Annotated in this window: 22 protein-coding genes; 7 read left to right on the top strand and 15 right to left on the bottom strand. The window is 69.8% G+C overall.

The window, feature by feature from the left end:
* The first annotated feature begins 340 nt into the window (after positions 1–340).
* A complete protein-coding gene (locus tag NW895_RS10465) occupies positions 341–691 on the top strand; it encodes a hypothetical protein (protein WP_289935123.1) in 351 nt (116 codons plus the stop codon).
* Positions 692–733: 42 nt separating this feature from the next.
* Here the strand turns inward: NW895_RS10465 and NW895_RS10460 are convergent, their stop codons facing one another.
* The 15 genes from NW895_RS10460 to NW895_RS10390 form a co-directional block, all read right to left on the bottom strand.
* Positions 734–3,136, bottom strand: a complete 2,403-nt coding sequence (locus tag NW895_RS10460) for a hypothetical protein (RefSeq protein WP_289935122.1) — start codon at positions 3,134–3,136, stop codon at positions 734–736.
* Positions 3,137–3,417: 281 nt separating this feature from the next.
* Positions 3,418–4,065, bottom strand: coding sequence for an OmpA family protein (locus NW895_RS10455; protein ID WP_289935121.1), 648 nt, complete (start codon positions 4,063–4,065; stop codon positions 3,418–3,420).
* 8 nt (positions 4,066–4,073) lie between these two features.
* Positions 4,074–4,655 carry a hypothetical protein gene (locus tag NW895_RS10450; RefSeq protein WP_289935120.1) on the bottom strand — a complete coding sequence of 194 codons (582 nt, stop codon included), beginning with the start codon at positions 4,653–4,655 and terminating at the stop codon, positions 4,074–4,076.
* A 34-nt stretch (positions 4,656–4,689) separates the two neighbouring features.
* The gene (locus tag NW895_RS10445; protein WP_289935119.1) at positions 4,690–5,286 is read right to left on the bottom strand and encodes a pilus assembly protein TadG-related protein; all 597 of its coding nucleotides are present in this window, start codon (positions 5,284–5,286) and stop codon (positions 4,690–4,692) included.
* The gene (locus NW895_RS10440) at positions 5,286–5,519 is read right to left on the bottom strand and encodes a hypothetical protein (RefSeq protein WP_289935118.1); all 234 of its coding nucleotides are present in this window, start codon (positions 5,517–5,519) and stop codon (positions 5,286–5,288) included. The genes NW895_RS10445 and NW895_RS10440 overlap by 1 nt, the downstream gene beginning before the upstream one ends.
* A 154-nt stretch (positions 5,520–5,673) precedes the next feature.
* Complete coding sequence (locus NW895_RS10435) at positions 5,674–6,573, bottom strand: response regulator transcription factor (RefSeq protein ID WP_289935117.1); 900 nt, start codon at positions 6,571–6,573, stop codon at positions 5,674–5,676.
* Positions 6,574–6,605: 32 nt separating this feature from the next.
* The gene (locus NW895_RS10430; RefSeq protein WP_289935116.1) at positions 6,606–8,204 is read right to left on the bottom strand and encodes a histidine kinase; all 1,599 of its coding nucleotides are present in this window, start codon (positions 8,202–8,204) and stop codon (positions 6,606–6,608) included.
* 10 nt (positions 8,205–8,214) lie between these two features.
* Positions 8,215–9,102 (bottom strand): DUF5936 domain-containing protein, encoded by an 888-nt coding sequence (locus NW895_RS10425; protein ID WP_289935115.1) that lies wholly within the window; start codon positions 9,100–9,102, stop codon positions 8,215–8,217.
* 22 nt (positions 9,103–9,124) lie between these two features.
* Positions 9,125–10,066: a type II secretion system F family protein gene (locus NW895_RS10420; protein ID WP_289935114.1), complete on the bottom strand. Its 942-nt coding sequence runs from the start codon at positions 10,064–10,066 to the stop codon at positions 9,125–9,127.
* 14 nt (positions 10,067–10,080) lie between these two features.
* Positions 10,081–11,418, bottom strand: a complete 1,338-nt coding sequence (locus NW895_RS10415; RefSeq protein WP_289935113.1) for a CpaF family protein — start codon at positions 11,416–11,418, stop codon at positions 10,081–10,083.
* 25 nt (positions 11,419–11,443) lie between these two features.
* On the bottom strand, positions 11,444–11,803 hold the full coding sequence (locus NW895_RS10410) for a TadE/TadG family type IV pilus assembly protein (RefSeq protein WP_289935112.1): 360 nt from the start codon (positions 11,801–11,803) through the stop codon (positions 11,444–11,446).
* Between the two features lies 1 nt (position 11,804).
* Positions 11,805–12,197 (bottom strand): pilus assembly protein, encoded by a 393-nt coding sequence (locus tag NW895_RS10405; RefSeq protein ID WP_289935111.1) that lies wholly within the window; start codon positions 12,195–12,197, stop codon positions 11,805–11,807.
* Positions 12,194–13,447, bottom strand: coding sequence for an AAA family ATPase (locus tag NW895_RS10400; RefSeq protein WP_289935110.1), 1,254 nt, complete (start codon positions 13,445–13,447; stop codon positions 12,194–12,196). Before NW895_RS10400 ends, NW895_RS10405 begins: the two co-directional genes overlap by 4 nt.
* A 9-nt stretch (positions 13,448–13,456) precedes the next feature.
* Positions 13,457–14,164 carry a Flp pilus assembly protein CpaB gene (gene cpaB, locus NW895_RS10395; protein ID WP_289935109.1) on the bottom strand — a complete coding sequence of 236 codons (708 nt, stop codon included), beginning with the start codon at positions 14,162–14,164 and terminating at the stop codon, positions 13,457–13,459.
* Between the two features lie 124 nt (positions 14,165–14,288).
* A complete protein-coding gene (locus tag NW895_RS10390; protein WP_289935108.1) occupies positions 14,289–15,155 on the bottom strand; it encodes a hypothetical protein in 867 nt (288 codons plus the stop codon).
* 329 nt (positions 15,156–15,484) lie between these two features.
* Between NW895_RS10390 and NW895_RS10385 the strand changes: the two genes are divergently transcribed.
* The 6 genes from NW895_RS10385 to NW895_RS10360 all read left to right on the top strand — a co-directional run bounded on the left by NW895_RS10385 (position 15,485) and on the right by NW895_RS10360 (position 20,351).
* The gene (locus NW895_RS10385) at positions 15,485–17,050 is read left to right on the top strand and encodes a hypothetical protein (RefSeq protein ID WP_289935107.1); all 1,566 of its coding nucleotides are present in this window, start codon (positions 15,485–15,487) and stop codon (positions 17,048–17,050) included.
* Positions 17,050–17,628: a hypothetical protein gene (locus NW895_RS10380; RefSeq protein ID WP_289935106.1), complete on the top strand. Its 579-nt coding sequence runs from the start codon at positions 17,050–17,052 to the stop codon at positions 17,626–17,628. The genes NW895_RS10385 and NW895_RS10380 overlap by 1 nt, the downstream gene beginning before the upstream one ends.
* A 2-nt stretch (positions 17,629–17,630) precedes the next feature.
* On the top strand, positions 17,631–18,062 hold the full coding sequence (locus NW895_RS10375; protein ID WP_289935105.1) for a DUF3592 domain-containing protein: 432 nt from the start codon (positions 17,631–17,633) through the stop codon (positions 18,060–18,062).
* Entirely contained in the window at positions 18,062–18,451 is a 390-nt protein-coding gene (locus NW895_RS10370; protein WP_289935104.1) for a hypothetical protein, read from the top strand. The genes NW895_RS10375 and NW895_RS10370 overlap by 1 nt, the downstream gene beginning before the upstream one ends.
* A gap of 100 nt (positions 18,452–18,551) precedes the next feature.
* Positions 18,552–19,061: a SigE family RNA polymerase sigma factor gene (locus NW895_RS10365; protein WP_289935103.1), complete on the top strand. Its 510-nt coding sequence runs from the start codon at positions 18,552–18,554 to the stop codon at positions 19,059–19,061.
* A 45-nt stretch (positions 19,062–19,106) separates the two neighbouring features.
* Entirely contained in the window at positions 19,107–20,351 is a 1,245-nt protein-coding gene (locus tag NW895_RS10360) for a hypothetical protein (protein ID WP_289935102.1), read from the top strand.
* Positions 20,352–20,366 lie beyond the last annotated feature (15 nt).

Here is a 20,366-nt window from a genome sequence, read left to right as displayed (position 1 = left end):
GGTCGATCACCACCGCGGTGGTGATCGACCTTTCGCCGGTTTCCGTTCCGGATAGAGTCACAGTATGAGTACCGACTTGCACGGGTGGCTGGAGTGCCGGGCCTGGTCCGGACACTACGGTGCTGAGCATGTGGCATGGGAACCCTTCGCCGAACTTCGGCATCTGCGCGACGCGCACGATTATGCGTCCTGGTCAGTGCTCTTCGACGTCCGGAGTGTGGAACCGGTCAAGTCGCTGTTCTCTGACCGTGGTCTTCCCTTCGATGTATCCGACCATGTACGCAAGGAATCGGACGATTTCGATGGCCACAGCCATTCATGGTTCTCCTGGCAGGAACTGGTGACCGTCGACTGGGACGCCCCGTGCACCGATGGCCCCTCCCCGCACTGGGTCGGCCGCTGGACCCGCGACAGCGCAGGCGCTCTGGTGCGGCGCGAGGTGACCGTCCTTCCGGGAGAGGTGTACGGGGCGGCCGAGACCGCGTTCGGGGAAGGCAACATCGCTCCGTCCCGGTGGCCTGCCGACGGTGAACTCCCCCTCGGCGACGACATCTACCGGCCCGTCGTACCCACCTACGGCGACCTGGTTCCGGCCCATGGCCCCTGGCAACCCGTGTGGGACGTGATGCGCACCCTGTCCGGACTTCACGGGGGTGAGAACGTCCGCATCGTCGTCTGGTTCGGTGGCTGAACCGGGGCGTCCGGCCGTGCGCCTCGCCCCGGCTCGTCTGCGTCACTCCAGACCGAGGTACTGCAACGCCCCCTTGGGATCGTCGTTCAACCGCTGCCAGTCGATTTCCTCGCCTCGGCTGTACTTCGCTTCCAGCGCCCGCTGCATGTCACCCAGTTGTTTCGCTGTGAAGCTCGCGTCACCGATGCGTGCGTCGATTCCCTTGCCGTTCATGAGCTGTGCGGGAGAGACCTTCTGCCCCTTGATGGGCCGGAAAATCTCCGTCCACTTGTCACTTTTCTCGATCTCGACCCGGGCGGTTCTGCTCGGATCGGCTTTCTTCCACTCGGAGAGCGTGTTGACCTTTCCGACGAATTCCGGCTGCCGCGTCGGGTTCACGGTGTTCTTCACCTCGACGAGGTTGATCTTCCCGTCCTTGCCCTTGTAGAGGACATCTGCGTCCGGGACCGTCGACACGTCCACCGTCTCGCCTGGCGCGACCTCGACCTGCGGCCGGCTGTGTTCCGAGCCGACGGCGGTGTGCACGGTGGTGCCGGGGGCCGCGTCCTCCGATGCGCGTCGTACGCCGCGCACCTCGGCGAGCATTTCCTCGAGCCTGCTGGCGGTACGCGCGTTCGTCACCTCGGAGCCGAGTTTGCTCGCGCCCACGCGGTCGACGTTGTCACGTCGTGCGAGGTCGGCGAGTTCATCCAGCGCGTCCGCCGCCTGCTGCTTGCCGATCTCCTTCTTGCCAGGGTTGTCCTTGGCGTTCTTTACGAAGTCGTCGATGTTGCGCTCGTCGATGCTCAGCTTGCCCTGCCTGATGGCCGCCTTCGCCGCCTCAGCCCGGGCCTGGAGCGTCTGCTGCTCCGCCTCGTCGGCCTGCTTGCGGGCCTCCTCGGCCTGCTGCTTGGCCTCCCCGTCGCAGCCGTCCTCGGCGAGGATGACGTAGGGGGAGTCGGCGCGGCCGGCGGCCAGGACCGTGGTGCCGGTGCCTGGGCCGCCGAGGCCCGGGCTGTCGCCGTACGGAAGCCTGCCGGCCGGGGCCGCGATCGTGCAGCCGGACTCGCGGGCCTTCCGCTCGGCCTCGTCGGCCGCCTCGTCGGCTTCCTTCGCCGCCTTCTCGGCCGCCTCTACGTCACCCGCCTTGGCCGCCTTCCGGGCGTCCTCCGCCGCCTTGCCCGCCTTCTCCGCCAGCTTGCCCAGCTTGCTGAGCTTGCCGAGGACACCGAGCTTTCCGGCGACCTTGCCGATGTCGTAGTAGGGGATGAGCATCGAGCCGATGTTCCAGACGACGGCGGTGACTGCGCGGGTCTTCTCCCCCTTGTTCCACTGGTCGGCGGCCTCCTCGCCGATGAACGTGTCGAACAGGACCGTGCCGCCGGTGTTCAGCGAGGCACCGCCCCAGTCCCAGATGGCGCCGACATAGTCACCCTTGGACCACTTGTCGGCAGCGCCCTGGGAGTCCTGCAGCCACTGGTCGCCGAGTTGCTTGCCGTAATCGGCGATGCCGCCCAAGGTGTCGAGCGGGTGACGGACCAGGTCGTACATGCCCGTGAGGTCGCCCCAGACGCCGTCGACGAACAGGCCCTCGCCGACCTGCTTGAGCTGGTTGCCCGCGCAGCCGAAGAAGGCGCCGAAGCCGGAGAAGCAGCCGTCGTCCTCGTCGTCCTGCTCCCCGGCGTTCTGGGTGTTCCCCCCGGCGTTGGTGGTGGTGTCGCCGTTGCCGGTGGTGTTGTCGCTGCCTGTCGTGCCGGTGGTGGTGCCGGCGGTTCCGTCGCTGTCGGCGCCGCCGTCGGGGGTTGTGCCGTCAGTACCGTTCGTGCCGCCGGTGCCGGTTTCGCCCGTACCGCCCTGGCCGTTGCCGCCTGCACGGGTGTCACCGCCCTCGGCGGGAGCCGGGCACCCCGCGCCCGCGACCTTGCAGACCGCCGACTGGACGCCGCCATAGATCTGGGTGCCGAGGCCGCTGACGAGGAGCGCGGTGACGAGGGCGACGACGATGGCGACGAGACCGGCGTACTCGACCGCCGTCTGCCCCTCGTCCCGACGCCAGCGGATCATGCGGGCCAGGGAGAAGGCACGGCGTTCGACGCGCTCCAGTTCGGGGAGCTCGTACCACTGCCGGCTCTCCTTGCGGAGCAGGAAGAGCAGTGCGAGGACGGGCAGGAGAAGCTGGATGCCGCCGCGGGCCGACCCGGCGACGAGGTTGGCGAGGGCACCGAGGATCAGCCAGGCCTGTACGGCGATCAGACCGCCCCAGATCCGGGTCCCGCCCTCCCAGCTCCGCCGGGCCAGCCACCAGCCGAAGGTGCCGGGGGCGGCCCCGTAGGCGACCAGGGCCAGTACGCCGCCGTCGACGGCGTCGTAGGACGCCGCGGTGAGCAGCAGGCCGAGGCCGCCGAGGACGGTGAACGCGAAGAGGGTGTGGACCAGGACGAGCGCGTGGGAGAGGGCCTCGGGCATGTCCCTGCGCCCGCCCGGACCTGACGGCCGGCCAGCGCCGAATGCCGGTATTCCCCCTGATCCGCCTGTTCCGCCCACTCCGCTTGCTCCCCCGATCGCGGCCATGTCTACTCCCCCTCAACTCCCCGTACAGGGCGGCGCGTCCACGACACGGCCGAGAGTAGGGAGGGGCCGACGATGCGACATGGGCCCGAGGGCCCAAATCGACGCCCAAAGGGAGGTGGGTCCGCCGGGGGGCGGCTGCGGGGCAGCGGGAACGCTCGCAGCCCCGACGGTCGCGGTCAGTTGTCCGAGCGCGGGAAGGACACCTCCACCCGGCGGTTCTTCTTGCGGCCGGCCTCCGTCGAGTTGTCGGCGATGGGGTACTGCTCGCCGTACCCGCGTACCTCGTACGTGACGTTGGCGTCGTTGAGCTCCTGGTCCAGGACCTCCTGTACGGCGTTGGCGCGCTGCTTGGACAGGACGTCGCCGTGGGCGGAGGAGCCGAGGTTGTCGGTGAAGCCGAAGACGCGGATCTTCGTGGCGTTCTGCGCCTTGATCTCCTCGGCGATCCCTTGGATGCGGGCCTTCGCCGCGGAGCTGAGTTTGGCGCTGTCCTTGCCGAACAGCACCTCTGCCTGGAGCGCGAACTTCACGTCCGAGTTGGTGTCCTCGCGGCGTTCGTCGCCGCTTTGGTCCTCCACGACGGACTTGATGTCGAGGACTTTGGGTTCGGCGAGGGTGCCGCCCTCGGGGAGCTTGAGGTCGGGGTCGTTCGGGTCGACCTCTACCGGGGCGGAGGGGGAGGCCTCGGTGCCTGGGGGGACGCTGGGGCCGTCGGCCGCGCGGGCGGTCACGGCGCCGTAGACGTTCGTGGCGACCATGACCGTGGCGGCGGTGACGACCAGGGCGAGGCGTGGGGTCGCCTTGCGGGTGTGGGTACGGGTCATGGCCGGCCTCACCCGGAGATCTTGATCGTGCCGCTGGAGAAGGTGGGGACCTGCAGGCCGACTTCGGTCGTGCCCGCCGGCGGTGCAGGGAACTGCATGAACACCGGGAGGGTCTGGCCTGCTTCCAGGTTCCCGAGGCCGACGGTGGTCAGCGGCCGTCCGTCCGTGTCACGCAACACGTAGTAGCGCTTCTTCCCCTTGGAATCCACAAGTGTGGCGCCCCCCAGCGAGGGGCCGTGCTTGATGACCTCGGTCTCGTCGCCGCTCGTCTGGGGCGGAACCACCACCGACTTGGCGCCGTCGTTCTTCACCATCCCATTGACGGTGACGAATCCGCCTGAGTCCCTCTCAGCAGAGGTGATCTGGAGGAGCAGTCCGTCCGTGCCCTTCAGTTCGGCCAGAGGTGTCTCCGACTGCCCCTCCTGAGCGCTCGGCTTGGATCCACCGTCCTTGGAGGCCGACGCCGAGGGACTCGACTTCTCGTCGTCTCCGCCTCCGCCACCGCAGCCGGCCACCCCGAGGGCCAGACTGGCTGCCACGGTCAACGCGACCATGCCCCTGCGGGCCTTCGCAGTGAACCGAATGCTCATCACTCTGCTTCCTTCATCACTCGTCGTTCGCTTGTCAGTCGGCCAGATGGACGTCGAAGAGGTCCGCGGGTTTCGGCAGATCGGTGAGATCGTCCGGGTTCAGGTCCCAGTCCCTGTCCTTGCAGGAGAGCCGTGGCAGTACGTCGTCGCCCGCATCCTCGGCGGGGAGCTTGAACGCGCAGCGGGGTTCGATCACGGCGGTGGCGGACGCGTTCGCCTTCCGTTCCTCGGTGCCGGGCACGACGGAGTTTCCGACCGGCTTGTTGGTCTCGACCTCGACCGTGAACCCGAGGAGCCCCTCAGGTGCGCAGCTGATGACTCGCGCGTCGTTCTGCGCGGCAAGCTGGTGTGCGCGCCAGCACGACGGGCCGATCCCCGTCACGTTGCCGTCGAAGATGTCCTGCCACTTCGTCGGGTCGAGTACGTTCTTCACCCACTCGCCCGCGATTTGGTCCCTGGTGTCCTGGGCAGCCGCGAGTGCCGCCGCGTCGGCAGCGGTCTGGGCGCCGTTCCTGTTCGCCGCGGCCTGGCCGACCGCAAAGTACGCGAACGCGAGGAAGAGCAGGCCCCCCACCACCGTGATGTAGATGGGGAAGGCCTGCCCTGCGTCGCCGTTCGGGCGAGGTCGCATCAAGGAGCGACCTTGGCGATCTGCGCCTGGATCTTGCCGAGGATCGTCTGCCCGAGGCTGGTACCGGTGATCGCCAGCACGATCGCCACCACCACCGCGATGATGCCCAGGTACTCGACCGCGGTCTGCCCCTTGTCGCCGGCGCGGCGCTGCATGGCCTCCACCGTGGTGTTCTTCCAGCCGTTCACGCGGACCTTGGTCGCAACGGCGGTCTTCAGCATCAGGTCGCTCATGGTGTTCCCCTCCGGGTGTCGCTTTACCGGTGCCGCTTTCGACACCGGAAACGTACGGCGGAACACACCGTCCACCAGAGGGCCCCAGGGCCCAATCCCGGGCCCAATCGCGGGCCCAGACCAACATCCTGCTCCCCCCTGCCGTCACGCCAGGTCACCCCAGTCCCCGGTGTGAGTCCGGTGCTGTGCCCAGCCATTTGGCGGCGGCTTCGGAGCGGCTGGTGCTGTGGAGCTTGGCGAAGATGCGGTTGATGTGGTTCTTGACCGTCTTCTCGCTGATGAAGCAGGTGGCGGCGATCTGCTGGTTGGTCATGCCGGACGCGATGAGGTCCATGATCTCCGCCTCCCTCGTGCTCAGCTGGAACCGCGACCTGTCGGGAGCGGCCGGGTGGCCACTCGTCCATCCAGACGACGACTGTGCCACATCCGGTTGCAGTTGCGAAAGGTTTTCTGAAGAAATCGGCTCTGGCAAGGGAGTTGAGGGATTGCTTCCGTATGCAGTCGCATCCGCCCGCCCCAGTCCCTCCGGCAGCGGGTACGCGGCCGATCCCCCCGCGCCCTGACGAAGCTGGGCCAGCAGAGCCCCCGCCGCCGTCGGGGTGAAGTGAGCCCGGCCCTGTCTGATGTCCCGTACGGCCGAGACGAGCTGGTCCGCGGTGAACTCGCCGTGGACCAGGTAGCCGCCCGCTCCCCGGCGCAGGGCCTCCTGGACGATCTCCGACTCCCTGCTGTAGGTCAGCATCACGACCGGGGCGATCTGCACGAGGTACGGCAGGGCCGAGATGCCGTCGACGCCCGGCATGCGGACGTCCAGGAGGACCACGTCGGGGCGGTGATGGTGGGCGGCCTCGTAGGCCTGGCGGCCGTCGGCGGCCTCCGCGACCACCGTGATGTCCTCGCGGCCGGAGAGAAGGGCGGTGAGGCCGGCCCGGACGACCGGGTTGTCGTCCGCCACGACGACCCGCAGGGGCGCGGGCGGTGGGACGTTCTCGAAGGGGTTCGGTAGCGGTGGCGGCTGCGGGGGACCGGCGTGGGGTGTCGTGTGGTCCGGCATCGGGCGGCCTCCTCTCGTGGTGTGGGGGATGGTCATGCGTGGGCCTGCGGTGTCGTCAGCGCGGCCAGCGGGAGTTCCAGGCGGACCTCCGTGCCCTTGGGGTGGCCGCCGCGGCCGATGCGGATGCGGGCGCCCACCGAGGCGGCGCGCTCGACCATGCCGACCAGGCCGAAGTGGCCTGCCCTGCGGAGTTGTTCGAGGGTGGTGCCTGGGGGAAGGCCGCGGCCGTCGTCGTAGACGCTGATGCGGAGGAGGCCGCCGTGGACTCCCGCGCTGATGTCGACGCGGGTGGGTGCCGCGTGGCGGTGGGCGTTCTCCATCGCTTCCGAGGCGATGGTGAGGAGCTGGCGGGCCACGGCGGGTGGGACGGGGGGCACGGCGTGCTCGCCCGTGGGGCGGTACGTGGCCGGGAGCCCTGTGCGAGTGCTGAAGTCCCGGGTGCGGGCGGCGAGTTCCACGAGGACGTCCGTGGCGTGGTCCGGGTCCGATTCCCGGCGGAGGTCCGCGAGGAGTTCGCGGGACTCGGCGGCGGCTCGGCGGGCCGAGCGGGCCACCAGTTCCGCTTGCTGCCGGACGAGGGCCGGGTCCATTCGTTCGGCGCCCGCGGTGCCGGCCAGGCCGTCTGCTGCCAGGGCCACGCCGTGCAGGGTCTTCGCCACCGAGTCGTGCATCTCACGGGCCAGGCGGGCCCGTTCGGCACTGACCGCCTCCGTGACGGCGAGACGGGCCTGGACGGTGGTCAGGGCCTGGGTGGCCGTGCCGAAGCGGAGCATGAGGTTGCGGAGGCTGGAGCCGACCGCCCCTGCGATGACGCACAGGCCCGGGAGCAGGAGCGACTCCGCGAGGCTCGGCTGCCGGTCCTCGAAGGTGGCGTGGACGAGGAGCAGGATCAGGGCTTGGAGGGATGCGAAGCATGCGGCTCCTCGCCAGCCGTAGACGATGCCGGCGAGGAGGGGGGTGCAGACGCTGACGTAGGCGAGGGTGGTGTCCGGGCCTGCGGCGATGAGGAGGAGGGCGCCGAAGAGGGTGTCGACGGCCAGAAGGGAGGGGTGGCGCAGGAGGAGGGGGCCGAAGCGTTCCCAGTCTCTGAAGAGGACGTACGAGCCCATGAAGGTGACGACGACCGCGGCGCCGACCAGGCGGGTGGCGACACCGGGGGTGGCGTTGAGGAGGGCGGCGGGGGCGGACAGGGCGATCATGGCCAGGCGGAAGCCGAATACCTGTCGGCACATTGCCTGGAGGGCGTTGATCTGGATCGCGATGGCGGGTGCGGGTTCGTCGGCGTGCACCCGGGCTTCGGCCGGGTTCCGGTTCCCACCGGCACCACCTGTGCGGCTTTCGTGGGCGGGTGCGGGCGGACCTTGCGGGGCGCCTTCGCCGTCGGCGGCTGTCCGCTCGTTCGCAGGTGTCGCAGGCGGCATCATCGGCCCCGCCTGCCGCGGCACCCCCGGCAACGCCCCCTCCACCGGCTCCCACCCCGGCGGCAGCGCAGGCGTCACCGACGTCACCGGGATGTCCGGGGCGCCCGTGCGTACGTGGGCCGGGAGGACCGTTCCGGCCGGCGGTGTGGTGATCTCCGGTGTCTTCGGGCGGCGGCGCAGCAGTCCCGTGCGTTCCCCGGTCATCGGCATGTCCCCGTCCCTACTTGCCCGTGATGGAGCCGAAGTCGGTGCCCGAGCCGAGGATCAGGCCGGTGCCGAGGAGGATCATCGTGGCCGGGACCATGAAGGTCGTGATCATCATGGTGGCCTTGGGGACCGCGCGGGCGGCCTTGCGGCGGGCGTTCTGCGCGTCCGTACGGCGCATGTCCTTCGCCAGCGCGACCAGCGTGTCGACGATCGGCGCGCCCAGTTCCTCGCCCTGCTGCAATGCCGTGACGAACATGGCCACCTGCTCGGAGTCGTTCCTCCGCCGCAGCTCGGCGAAGGCCTGGCGGCGGCTCATGCCGAGGTCCATCTGACGAAGGGTGATGCGCAGTTCGTCCGCCCAGGGTCCCTCGTACTTGGACGCCACCCGGTCCAGGGCCTGCCGGAAGCCCAGGCCCGCGCTCACCACGACCGCGAGCACGTCCAGGAAGTCCGGGAGGGTCCGCTCGATCACGTCCTTGCGGATGCGGATCGCCGACCAGATGCCGACCTCGGTCCAGAACGCCCCGAAGGCGAACAGGAGCAGGGCCACGACGAGCTGGCCGCGCATGAGGAAGACCAGGCCGCCGAGGCCGCCCAGGAAGCCGTACACCGCCCTGCGGGCCGCGTAGCGGTCGATGGTCAGGCCGCCCGGGTTTCCCGCCAGGTCGATCTTGCGGCGGTACTTGGCCACCTGCTTGGGGCCCATCAGGCGCAGTACGGCGGGGGCGTACCGCATGCCGAGGCGGTCGATGAGGGAGTCGACCGCGCCGGTGCGGGTCGCGCCGACCTCCAGTGCCAGCGCCAGATCGCCGGGCAGCTTGGCCTCCGCCCGGTACATGCGGATGCCGGCGAAGACGCCCCAGACGCTGAGGCCCATGGCCAGTGCGAGCAGAAGTCCCATCAGTTGTCCTCCCCCGTGCTTCTCAGACGTCGATGCGCGACAGGCGGCGGATGAGGATGAAGCCGACGGCGTACAGGGAGAAGGCGATGATGACCGCTGCCTGGCCGAACGGGGAGCCCGTCATGCGGTCCAGGGCGCCGTCCTTCACGCCGTTCATCAGGAACAGCGACCCCACCCCCAACACCGGCACCGCATACGACGTCATGCTCACCTGGGACAACTGCGTACGGACCTCACGCCGGGTCTCCTTGCGCTCCTCCAGCGTCTCCGTCAGATTGCGCAGGGCGCCGACCACCTGGCCGCCCGCCCGGTTGGACAGCACCAGCGTGGTCACCAGGACGACCAGCTCACGTGACGGCAGCCGGTCCGCCAGTTCGCCCAGCGCGTCGTCCAGCGACGCGCCGACCGCCAGCTGGGCGGACACCTTGCCGAGTTCCTCGCCCGCCGGGGCCTCCAGCTCCTCCGCCGCCATGCCGATCGCCGTACGCAGCGCGAGCCCCGCCTGTGTGGCGTTGGCCAGGATGCGGGACAGTTCGGGGAGTTGGTTGATGAACTTCTCGATGCGTTTCTGTCGTTGCCAGTTGAGGAACTGCACCGCCACCCATATCCCCAGCAGCCCGGCGAGCGGGCCGAAGAAGGGTGCCAGGGCGGCCTGGCCGATCATCCACAGGCCCACGACCGTGGCGAGCATGTAGACGAAGAACTCGCCGGGCGTGATGTCCAGGCCCGTCGCCGCCAGGCGCAGTTCCAGCTTCTTGCCGAGCTGCGTACGGCGCAAGCGGCGATCCAGGTTGCGGAAGCGGCGCCGGCGGCCGACCGGGATCTGGCCGGTCTGCGACAACCGGTCGACGAGCGCCGCCCGCTGTGCCTTGCCCTGGGCGTAGGAGTGCAGCCCCGCAACGGCCAGGACGCAGGTCAGCAGGGTGATGCCGGTGGTGAGCGTGATCAGGGTCTGGAGATCCATGGGGACGGTACCTACTACCTGGCTTCTCGGGTGGCTAGCTGGTCGGTGGACTGGGCGACTCCGTAGGCCTGCGGGATGGGCTGGCCGGCCATGTAGAGGCGGTCGGCGGTGCGGCGCGGGAGCGGGTAGTACTCGAAGGCGCCGTGGATACGGCCGTCCGACGCCATGGGCTGTGCGTGGAAGCGGGCGACCGTGGCCAGGCGGTACGGTTCGCCGCCGTGGCTGTCCAGCAGGGCGATCTCGGTGATGCGGCGGGCGCCGTCGGCGAAGCGGGTCAGCTGGACGATGACGTCGACGGCGCTGTTGATCTGGTCGTGGAGCGCGACGAAGGGGATCTCCACGTCCGACATGGAGGCGAGGGTCTGCAGGCGCATCAGCGCGTCCTCCGCGCTGTTGGCGTGGACCGTGGCGAGCGAGCCGTCGTGGCCCGTCGACATCGCCTGGAGCATGTCGAGGGACTCGCCGCCGCGGACCTCACCGACGACGATGCGGTCGGGGCGCATGCGGAGGGAGTTGCGGACGAGGTCGCGGATGGTGACCTGGCCCTTGCCCTCCACGTTCGGCGGGCGGGACTCCAGGCGGATCACGTGGGGCTGCTGGAGCTGGAGTTCCGCCGAGTCCTCGATGGTGATGATGCGTTCGCCCTCGGGGATCAGGCCGGAGAGGGCGTTCAGCAGGGTCGTCTTTCCGGTGCCGGTCGCGCCCGAGACGATGATGTTGAACTTCGCCTGCACCAGGCCCGCGAGCAGGTACAGCATGTGCTCGTCGAGGGAGCCGAGGCCGATCAGCTCCTGGAGCGTGAAGGACCGCGGGAAGCGGCGGATGGTGAGGGTGGCGCCGGTCAGGGACAGCGGCGGGATGATGACGTTGACGCGCTCACCGGAGGGGAGGCGGGCGTCGACCATGGGGTTCGACTCGTCGACGCGGCGGTTGACGGTCGAGACGATGCGTTCGATCGTCTGCATGAGCTGGTCGTTGGAGGCGAAGCGCAGCGGGAGTTGCTCGACCCGGCCGCCTCGCTCCACGAAGATCGCGTCCGGGCCGTTCACCATGATTTCGGTGATGGACGCGTCTTCCAGGAGCGGTTCCAGGATGCCCAGGCCCAGTGCCTCGTCGACGACCCTGCGGATCAGCTGGGAGCGCTCGACCGTCGACAGCACCGGGCCCTCGCGGCTGATGATGTGCCCGAGCACCCGCTCCAGCCGGGCCCTGCGCTCGGCCGCGGCCAGTGAGCTCATCTCCGCGAGGTCGATCTCCTCCAGGAGCTTGGCCCGGTAGGAGGAGACCAGGTGGCCGTCCTCGCCCCGGCTGCCGTTCTCCTCGGGGGAGTGGATGCGTGCCCGCAGGCTCATGTCCGGTGCCTCCTTGCTCCGCGGTTCAGTGGTCGACCGGCATGGTGGCGGTCTTGCGGGCCGTGCCGAAGTCGTCCTTGCCGGGGATGATCGACGGGATGGTGACCTCGGCGGTGACCGTGACCTCGTCGCCCCCGTACGCCGACGAACAGGTGGTCCCGTCGGCCAGCCAGTCGCTGATCGCGGCCCTGCAGTCCCCCTGGTAGTCCTCGTCGAGTGACGCGCTGCGCGCCCCGGTCCGGGCCGCCGTCCCCGCCTGCTGCGCCGTGTAGGCGATCAGCCCGAGCTGCACGGCCGCCATCGCGACGAGCAGCAGGATCGGGATGAACCCGAGGTATTCGAGGGCGACCTGCCCGCGGTCGCGGTGCCTTCGGTCGTACGCCATCTCAGTCCGCCTCTTCCTCTACGGCCCCGGTGTGTGACGTCACGTCGAACGGGAAGTTGATGGTGCCCGGGAAGAGGACGGGGACCCGCAGCGTCACGTCGGCCGTCACATAGCCCGCCGACGAGGGGCAGCTGACCGTCGCACCGCTGCGCCACGCGTCCGACAGCTTGTCCTTGCCCGCCTGCTCGCACACGGCCTGCCGTTCCCCCCGATGGGCCGCCGTCCCCTGGCGCACAGCCTCGTCCGCGGCATTCCCCGCGAGGATGAACGTGTATCCCACCAGCACGATCTGCCACAGCACCACCAGCGTGACGATGATGGTCGGTGTCATGCCGAGGAACTCGATGGTGACCTGACCCCGGTCCCCCTTGTGCGCCACGACCCGCGTTCTCATCCCCCACCCTCCTTACGGCGACGGAAGCTCACCGACCCCCGGTCCCCCCGGAACCTGCTCGCCTTCTGGGCGCCCTCGGGGACCTTCACCAGCCCCAGTTCGCCGGCGAGGCCCCACAGGGCCTGTTTCACCGCGCTCTTGCTGTCCAGCTCGTGGATGCGGCCCGCGTCCACGGCTCCCTGCAGTTCCTTGAAGCCCGCGGGGACGGCGGTGGCCGCGACCGCCGTGCCGGTGATCTTCTGGATGAGCGGGGGCTGGATCTCGGTGGCCCGGGTGTGGCGGTTGACGACCACGGTGGTCTCCTCCGCCTTGCGGATCTGCAGCCGGTCCCACATCCGTACCGTTCGCTTGGCGCCCCGGACCGCGACCACGTCCGGGGTGGTGACCAGCAGAGCCCTGTCGGCCATCTCCACGGCTGCGGCGCCCGCTCCGCTCAGCTGGGCGCCGCAGTCGATGACGACGACCTCGTAGCGGGAGCGCAGCGCGCTGACGATCTGGCGGGCGGCGCGGTCGGTGACGTCCTCGCCGCGTTCGCCCTCGCCGGGGGCGAGCAGCAGTGCGACGCCGGTGTCGTGGCGGAAGACCGCGTCGGCGAGGACCCGCGGGGAGATGTCCGTGATGGCCGCCAGGTCCACCACCGACCGCCGGAACTGGACGTCCAGGAACGAGGCGATGTCCCCCGTCTGGAGGTCCATGTCGACCAGCGCCGTGCTCCGGCCCGACGCCTGGGCCGCCAGCGCCAGCTGGATCGCCGTCAGGGTGGCCCCCACGCCGCCCTTCGCGCCGCTGACCGTGACGACCGAGCCGCCGACGCCGGTGAACACATCGCCGCCGGAGCCCAGGTGACGCCGTACGCCCACCGACCACTGGGCGACCGCCTGGACGCGGCTGGCCAGTTCCTCGTAGCTCAGGGGCAGGGCCACCAGGCCACGCGCGCCGTAGTCCATGGCGGCCTGGAAGAGGCCGGGGCTCGCGTCCGAGGTGACGAGGATGACGCCGACGGCCGGGAACCGCAGGGCGACTTCGCGGATCAGCTCCAGTGCCGGGACCGGGCCGATCCGTTCGTGCACCACCACGACCTCGGGCAGCTCGTCGACCGACTCGGCGGCCAGCCGCGCGAGGGTGTCGATGAGCTGGGTCGAGTCGACGACCGGGGCCACCGGATCGGCGTCCGGGAGCTGGCTGAGCAGTGTCGTGATGGACCGGACCGCGTCCGCGTCGCCGACTGCCGGGAGGATCCTCGTGGGCATGCGGGCCTCTCACCTGTCCTTCGCGAGTTCGTACGTCCGGTCCTTGTCCGGCACGGTGGTGTCGCTGCCGGGCGCGACCAGGGCGAGCCGGACCCGCTGGGCGAACGACTCGGCGTAGGTGATGCGCTGGGCGTCGAGGGCGGACAGCGCGAAGGTGATCGGGACGGCGTCGGTGGGCTGCTGGTTCCGGTTGTTCTCGTCGGGGTTCAGGGCGGTGATCTTGCCGACGTCCAGGACCTTGGCGTTTGTTACGATGATCTTGGACTGATCGGGATCACCCTCCCGCTGTCCCTCGAAGGTGGCGTACACGTTGACCGTGGCTCCCGGCGTGATCTTGCCGGCCACACCGGTCGCCGCATCGATCATGATGGCGACCTCCTGCTGCCCGGGCTGCAGAGCCGGCTGATTCACGATCATGTCGCTCTGCAGCAGGGAGCCCGCCTTGAGAGTCGTCACGGCGATCTTGCCCTGGATCTGCGAGAGGTCCGTGACCGCGTTCTGCGACAGCCAGCGCTTGGGCATCCGGATCTTCTCGAACTGGCCCGTGGAGAGGGTCGTGTAGGGCGGTACATCGGATTTCAGCCGGTACGCCGTCACCTCCGGGCCGACCTTGGACTTCACGTCACTGATGACGGACAGGACGCCGGTGAACGCGCCGAGGGCGCAGACGACCGACACGAGCAGGAGAATCACGCCGCGGCGCTGACGGGAGTTCATGAACCGTACAACCTCATCGGGGATATCGGTCGAGCGGAAGTGAAAGGGTGTGAGCGGTGGTCCGGGCGGCCGGGGTTCGCGTCCCTGGGACGCGGTTCCCGTCGCGCGCCCTGTGGTTCAGGACTCACCCGACGCGCGTTTGGTTCTCGGGACGGTTGTCGCGCGGACTGTCGTGGACGGGTGGGGTGGCGGAGCAGAACACGCACCGGTCGCCGATGACGTCGATGCCGCACCAGTGGCAGGTGCTCTGCCGCACCGACGTCACCAGCTGGTAGAGGACCGACAGGTCGGGCAGATAGGTGCAGAACTCGATCAGCTTGCCGGTCCCCCACCAGCGGGAGGACTCGGCGGGCAGCGGCGTCTCGCGCAACCCGAGCACGTTCCAGGACGGGGCCAGGGTGCCGGTGACCCAGTCGGACTGGAGCTGGCCCTTGGCGACCAGCATCCAGGTGCCGAACTCCGGTCCGGACAGCGTGGCACCGGGGGCGATCTTCACCAGCTGCGGCTCGGGGTGGGCGAGCACGCCGAACTGACTGCCCGGCACCCAGGACTTGGCGTGCGCTTTCAGCCCCACGGGGACGTGGTCGAGGCGGGCGACGGAGTTGAGCAGCGCGCCGGCGTGTATGTAGTGGGTGAGGAGCCGGCCGGCCGAGGCGAGCACCCCGGGGCTGAGGTCGCAGGAGGCGAGCTGCCTCAACTGGCGGGCCAGGACGGCGAGTCCGAGCGGCGGCAGATCAGGTCGGAACAGGGCGATCCGGTCGCTCTCCAGGAGGGACCGGACAGTGTGCAGCCGCCGCTCCACGCCGGCGGAGACGGCCCCCGAGCACACCACGATCACATGCCCGTGCTGGTCGACGAGCGCCTGCATGTCCGCCAGCGCCTGTTCCAGCGGCCGTCGATCCACGTCCTGCAGCACGACAGCGGGCAGGGTCCGTTCGTCCTGCGGTGGCAGCGCCAGGTCGGCGCTTGTCACGGCAATGGCAGTTGGCACGCGCAGCTCCCCGTTTCCCCATGCCACTCGGCTCGCCGGACTTCCTCCGGCGCGCCGCGATGACTTCACTGCGTGACTACCTCAGCACTGTATCCACGCCTCTGTGACCGGAGAACAGCCTTTCTGTAGCTGGGGAGCAACTGTCATTGCACAAGATGCGCCAAAACGGGGCAGGTTGAGCATCCTGACGGTCCCGTTCGAGGGACCCGGGCGGGCCCAAGGTTGCCAGTGGGCCTCCGTTTGGGCCCTCGGGCCCACGCCTCCCGCGCCGTGCCGCACCTAACCTCACGGTCCGAACAGAGGTACTGCAGGGCGAGGAGGGGTGCCGCATGGCTCGCGGGGGAGGCGGCATACGGCCGTACGGGCGGACGTACAGATACGACGACCGGGGCGCGACCGGCACCGAGTACCTCGGCATGGTCGTGGTCAGCGTCGCCGTCGTCCTCGGCATCTCGGCCACCGGCGTCGGGCAGATGATCTACGACAGGATCGCCGCCCAGGTCTGCAAGGTGGCCGGCGGCGGTGACTGCGGGCCGGGGAAGGGCGAGGCGGGCAAGCCGCTCACCGACGCCGACTTCGAACCGGCTCTGTGTCAGGTCTCCCAGGTCACCGACAAGGCGGGCGCCAAGGCGAAGATCTTCTTCTGGGAGATCGGCAGGGAGTACGGCTTCCAGGAGCAGCGCCTGAGGGCGAACACGGACGTCAACCACGACGGCAAGGTCGACGACAAGGACGAGCTGGTCTACCTGACGTTCACCGACGCGGCGTCCGTAGGCGCCAAGAAGGACTTCAAACCCGGAATGAAGGTGGGCAGGTTAGGCACCGACAAGGTCGAACTCGGGCTCGGTATCAAGGTCACCAACGGAGACACCTGGGTCTTCGAGAGCCCGGAGGAGGCCCAGCGGTTCCGGGACGACGTGGAGAAGCTGCAGATGTACGAGATGCGGCGCACGATGCCCGGCGGCGCGGAGGCCAGCCTCGGTGACAGCATCCTCTACCTCTTCGGGACAGGTCCGCTGAAGGACGAGGAGGACACCCAGAACCGCATCAAGGAGCACCTCGGCGACAACCGGAAGATCACCTACGGCAAGGTGGGCCTGGAGGCCTCGGTCTCCGCCGGTATCAGGATCGCGCCGGACGACGAGAAGAAGCTGAGCGCACAGCTGGGCGGCACCTTCAAGTACTCCCCCGAGGTCACCTGGACCGACAACGCCTACAAGAACACCAAGTCGTACACGTACTCCTCGTCCATCGAGTACGGCAGCAAGGTGGGCTACGAGGCGGGCGCGGTCAGCGGCGAGTACAGCGCGAACACCACCCGGACCGGCACCATCACCGTCACCTACGACAAGAAGACGGGCAAGCTGGTCCGCATCGACATGACCCGCACGGTCGAGGAGGGCGGCCAGAAGGACGGCGCCAAGGTCGGCAAGGACAACGGCAAGGAGAAGAAGGAAGAGAAGCGGGGCGGCAGCGCCGGGCAGAAGGGCACCGACAGCTCCACCGGCATCGAGATCGTCACCAACACCCTCACCTTCGACCCCGGACCGGCGGGCGACAAGGACCGGGCGATCGCCGAGCAGTGGCTGGACAGCAACAACGAGCAGGGGGTCACGCCGTTCCAGTACATGTTCAGCGACAACGCCCCGACCGCGCGCCCGGGCGCCGAGGACCCCTTCGGCCAGTTGATGTTCGACAAGGGGAAGTCCAGCAGGATGACCTACACGGGTGAGGTGAACGCGGCCGAGTACGGCTTCGAGCTGAATGTCGGGCTCAGTCTGGGCATGACGGTCAGCACGGAGAAGAAGTCGGAGACGCTGACCGACGCCCGGTTCCTGGGCGCACCCCGCGGGAACAGCCGCTCCTATCTTCCCTACAGCTACTGTGCGAACTGATGAGACGGGAGCTCAAGCCGATGAAGACCCGCCGTGCGTGCCTGGCCGCCGCCCTGCTGACCGCCGTGGCCCTCGCAGGCTGCCAGGACTCCGACGCCGGAGCGGCCGCCGTGCCCGACGGCTGGGGAACGCTGAAGACGAAGGGCGTCGACGTCTCGTATCCGAGCGGGTACCGGGAGCAGAGCGACGGCGAACGCAGTAAGTACAACGCGGCCGCGGCGGAGCGTACGGAGAACGGGAAGACGGTGTCGGTCATCACCGTGCAACTGGGCTTCACCCAGGCGGACTCCGCCGAGCAGGCCGCCATCGCCGCCGAGGCCGGCATCCAGATGGGCGCGGACGTCAAGGGCCAGAAGGATGTGGAGCTGGCCGGCACGGAGGAGGCCAGGCGGATCGACTTCACCTTCGAGTCGACCGGGGAGGACGGCGGTCCGCCCGAGGGCACTCCGATCGAGGGTGTCATCCTGACCGGCCTGGACTCCTCCGACACCACGTTCGCCATCCGTGTCGACGCGGCCCGGGGCGAGTTGTCGGACACGGACCTGGAGAAGATCGTCAAGTCGGTGGAGGTGCACTAGCCGTGGAGGTGCCCGGCGCCGGTTACGTCGTTCTGACGCTGCTCGTGGCGCTGTTCGGCGCGGTGTCGCTGAAGTACGCGCGCCGTCTGGTCACGGTGGCGCGCGTGCTGCGGCGGGGCGTGCGGACGGGCGGTGAGTGCGTGCGGGTGGAGACCGAGCCGTACAACCGCTCCGACGCCACCCGTCATTTCTTCGTCTTCCACACGGCCGACGGCACGCGGGTCGAGTTCGAGGACCTCGCGAGCTGGTCGACGACGGAGGGCACCCCGGTCACCGTCACCTATGACCCCCGCGATCCGAAGGGGACGGCGACGGTGGCGGGCCGGGGGACCTGGCCCCCCGTCCTGCAGTCCCTGGCGCTGACGGCGGGCTGCGGCATGGCGGCGCTGGGTTTCGCGACCCTGCTCTGGTTCGAGATCTTCGGAGGCGGTTGATGGCTCTCATCCGGTCCTGGGCCGTGGGCATCGTCGTACTCGTCGTCAGCGAGTACCTCCAGATGACGCTGGTGTACGGGCCGTTGGTCGGTCCGGCGGGCGTCGGCTCCTTCGGTGCGGCGGTGGCCCTCGTCCATCTGCCGAACCTGCTCTGTGTCGTGCTCGCCACCTGGGCCGCGGCGCGGGTGCATCCGGAGCCGGGGCGGCAGGTGCCGGTACGGCACCTGGCGGCGGCCTGCGCGGTGCCGGCGGCGGCACAGCTGCTCACGGTGTCGCTGCGCTGGGATGTGATGAGCGCGACGGGTGCGGCCTTGTGGATGTCGACGGGCGTGCTGCTGGCGGGATGCGCGGTGGGGCTGTTGCTGGACAGACTGGTGTGGACCTCCTGACACACCTCGACGCCCGGCGCGTGAAACATTTCCCGGGGCCCACCGCATCAATGAGGTGAGGACGGTGCGGACCGGGCACGGGTGCAGGGGGAGCGAGCCGATGAGACACGACCGCGCGGACGAGTACGCTCAGTTCGCGGCAGCGCGTGCGGGTCACCTGTACCGGTCCGCCTGTCTGCTCACGGCCGGGGACACGCATCTCGCCGAGGATCTCGTCCAGGAGACCCTCGGGCGGCTGTACGTCCGCTGGTCGCGGGTGTCCCGGGTCGGCAATCCCGCCGGGTACGCGCAGACCGTCCTCACCCGGGCGTTCCTCGCCCACCAGCGGCGGCGCAGCAGTGCCGAGCGCTCGACGGACGTGTTCCCCGACCTGCCGGGCACGGCCGACGGTGACGCGTCGCTCCGGCTCACCCTGCTCGATGCGCTGTCCCGGCTGCCCGCCAAGGACCGGGCCGTGGTCGTCCTGCGGTACTGGGAGGACCGCTCCATCGAGGAGACGGCCGACGCGATGAACGCCAGCTCGGCGGCGGTGCGGACGCGGTGCGTCCGTGCGCTGGCCCGGCTGCGGGAGCTGCTGGGCGAGGACCTCGCCGAGTACGCCCGCCCCTGACATCCCCTTCGCTCTTCTCCGACCTCGCGGAAACGGTGGTGTGCCATGCCCGTCGACCAGCACAGCGATCCCTTCGAGGACCGGCTCGCCGCCGCCCTGCGCGACACCGGCGGCGCCTTCGACACCGACCGGGCCGCGCTCGCCGCGGCCGGCCGGGCCCGCGGGCGGCGCCTCAGGCTGCGGCGCCGGGCCGCCGTGGTGGGCGGCGCGGCCGGGCTGGCGCTGGTGGGCGTGGGCGGTGCGGTGCTGGTGCCGGACGGCGACGAGGCGAAGGGGCCCCGGCCGGTGGCGGCCGGGCCGACGGCCGGCCGCACCGCCCCCGGTGCCTACTCCGCCGACCGGCTGATCGGCATGCTCAAGGAGCAGCTCCCCGAGGGCAGGGTCAGCGGGGAGCACGGGCGCGCCACCGACGCGGCCTTCGGGCCGTACGCCCACCTCGTGTACGACGACGGCAAGGGTCCGGGGGCGATCTCCGTCAGCCTGAACCGGGTGGAGCCGGGCAGCGAGCAGGCCCGGCAGGCGACCCGGTGCCCCGACAAGGCGTTCACGCCGTACGACAGCTGCGTCACCAGCACGCTGTCCGACGGGTCGAAACTCATGCTTCTCCAGGGGTACGAGTATCCGGACCGCCGGGCCGACACCAAGTGGTGGAACGCCGCACTTGTCACGCCCGCCGGGCAGCAGGTCAGCGTGAGCGAGTGGAACTCCGCCGCGGAGAAGGACGAGCCCGTCAGCAGGCCGGAGCCGCCTTTGTCGGCAGCGGAGTTGAAGAAGCTGGTGACGGCGCCTGAGTGGCGGGCCGCCGTCGACGCGATCCCCGAGGATCCGCGCAGCCGGAAGGACGTGGAGGAGCCGAGTGCCACACCGGCCGTCCCCGACGGCTCGCAGATCGCCCGGACCCTCGCCGACCTGGTCCCCGGGCGTGCCGAGGTGGTCGCGAAGGGCGGCGAGGAGGGCGGGTTCGGTTATGTGGTCGTCGACGACGGCAAGGGCGCGAGCCTCGTCCAGATCAATGTGCAGCCCGGCATGTCGGACGTCGCCGGTGAGCTGTTCGGCTCCGACGCCGAGACCCTCCAGGACGGCACCAGGGTGAGGGAGCGGCAGGGCCCCGGCGAGAAGGGTGGCGGCGGGGTCGTCATGTGGACCGTCGACACCCTGCGGACGGACGGTTTCCGCGTGGTGGTCAGCGCCTTCAACTCCGGCGCCCAGAACCGCGACGCCACCCGTGCGAAGCCCGCCCTGACCATGGACGAGCTTCGCCGGATCGCCCTCAGCCCGAACTGGCGGTAGCCCTGGTGGGCGACC

Origin of the sequence: Streptomyces sp. S.PNR 29, from assembly GCF_030386795.1 — a bacterium.
GTDB lineage: Bacteria > Actinomycetota > Actinomycetes > Streptomycetales > Streptomycetaceae > Streptomyces.
The sequence above is the reverse complement of the archived record's forward strand: the minus strand, read 5'-3'. Positions and strand labels throughout refer to the sequence as shown.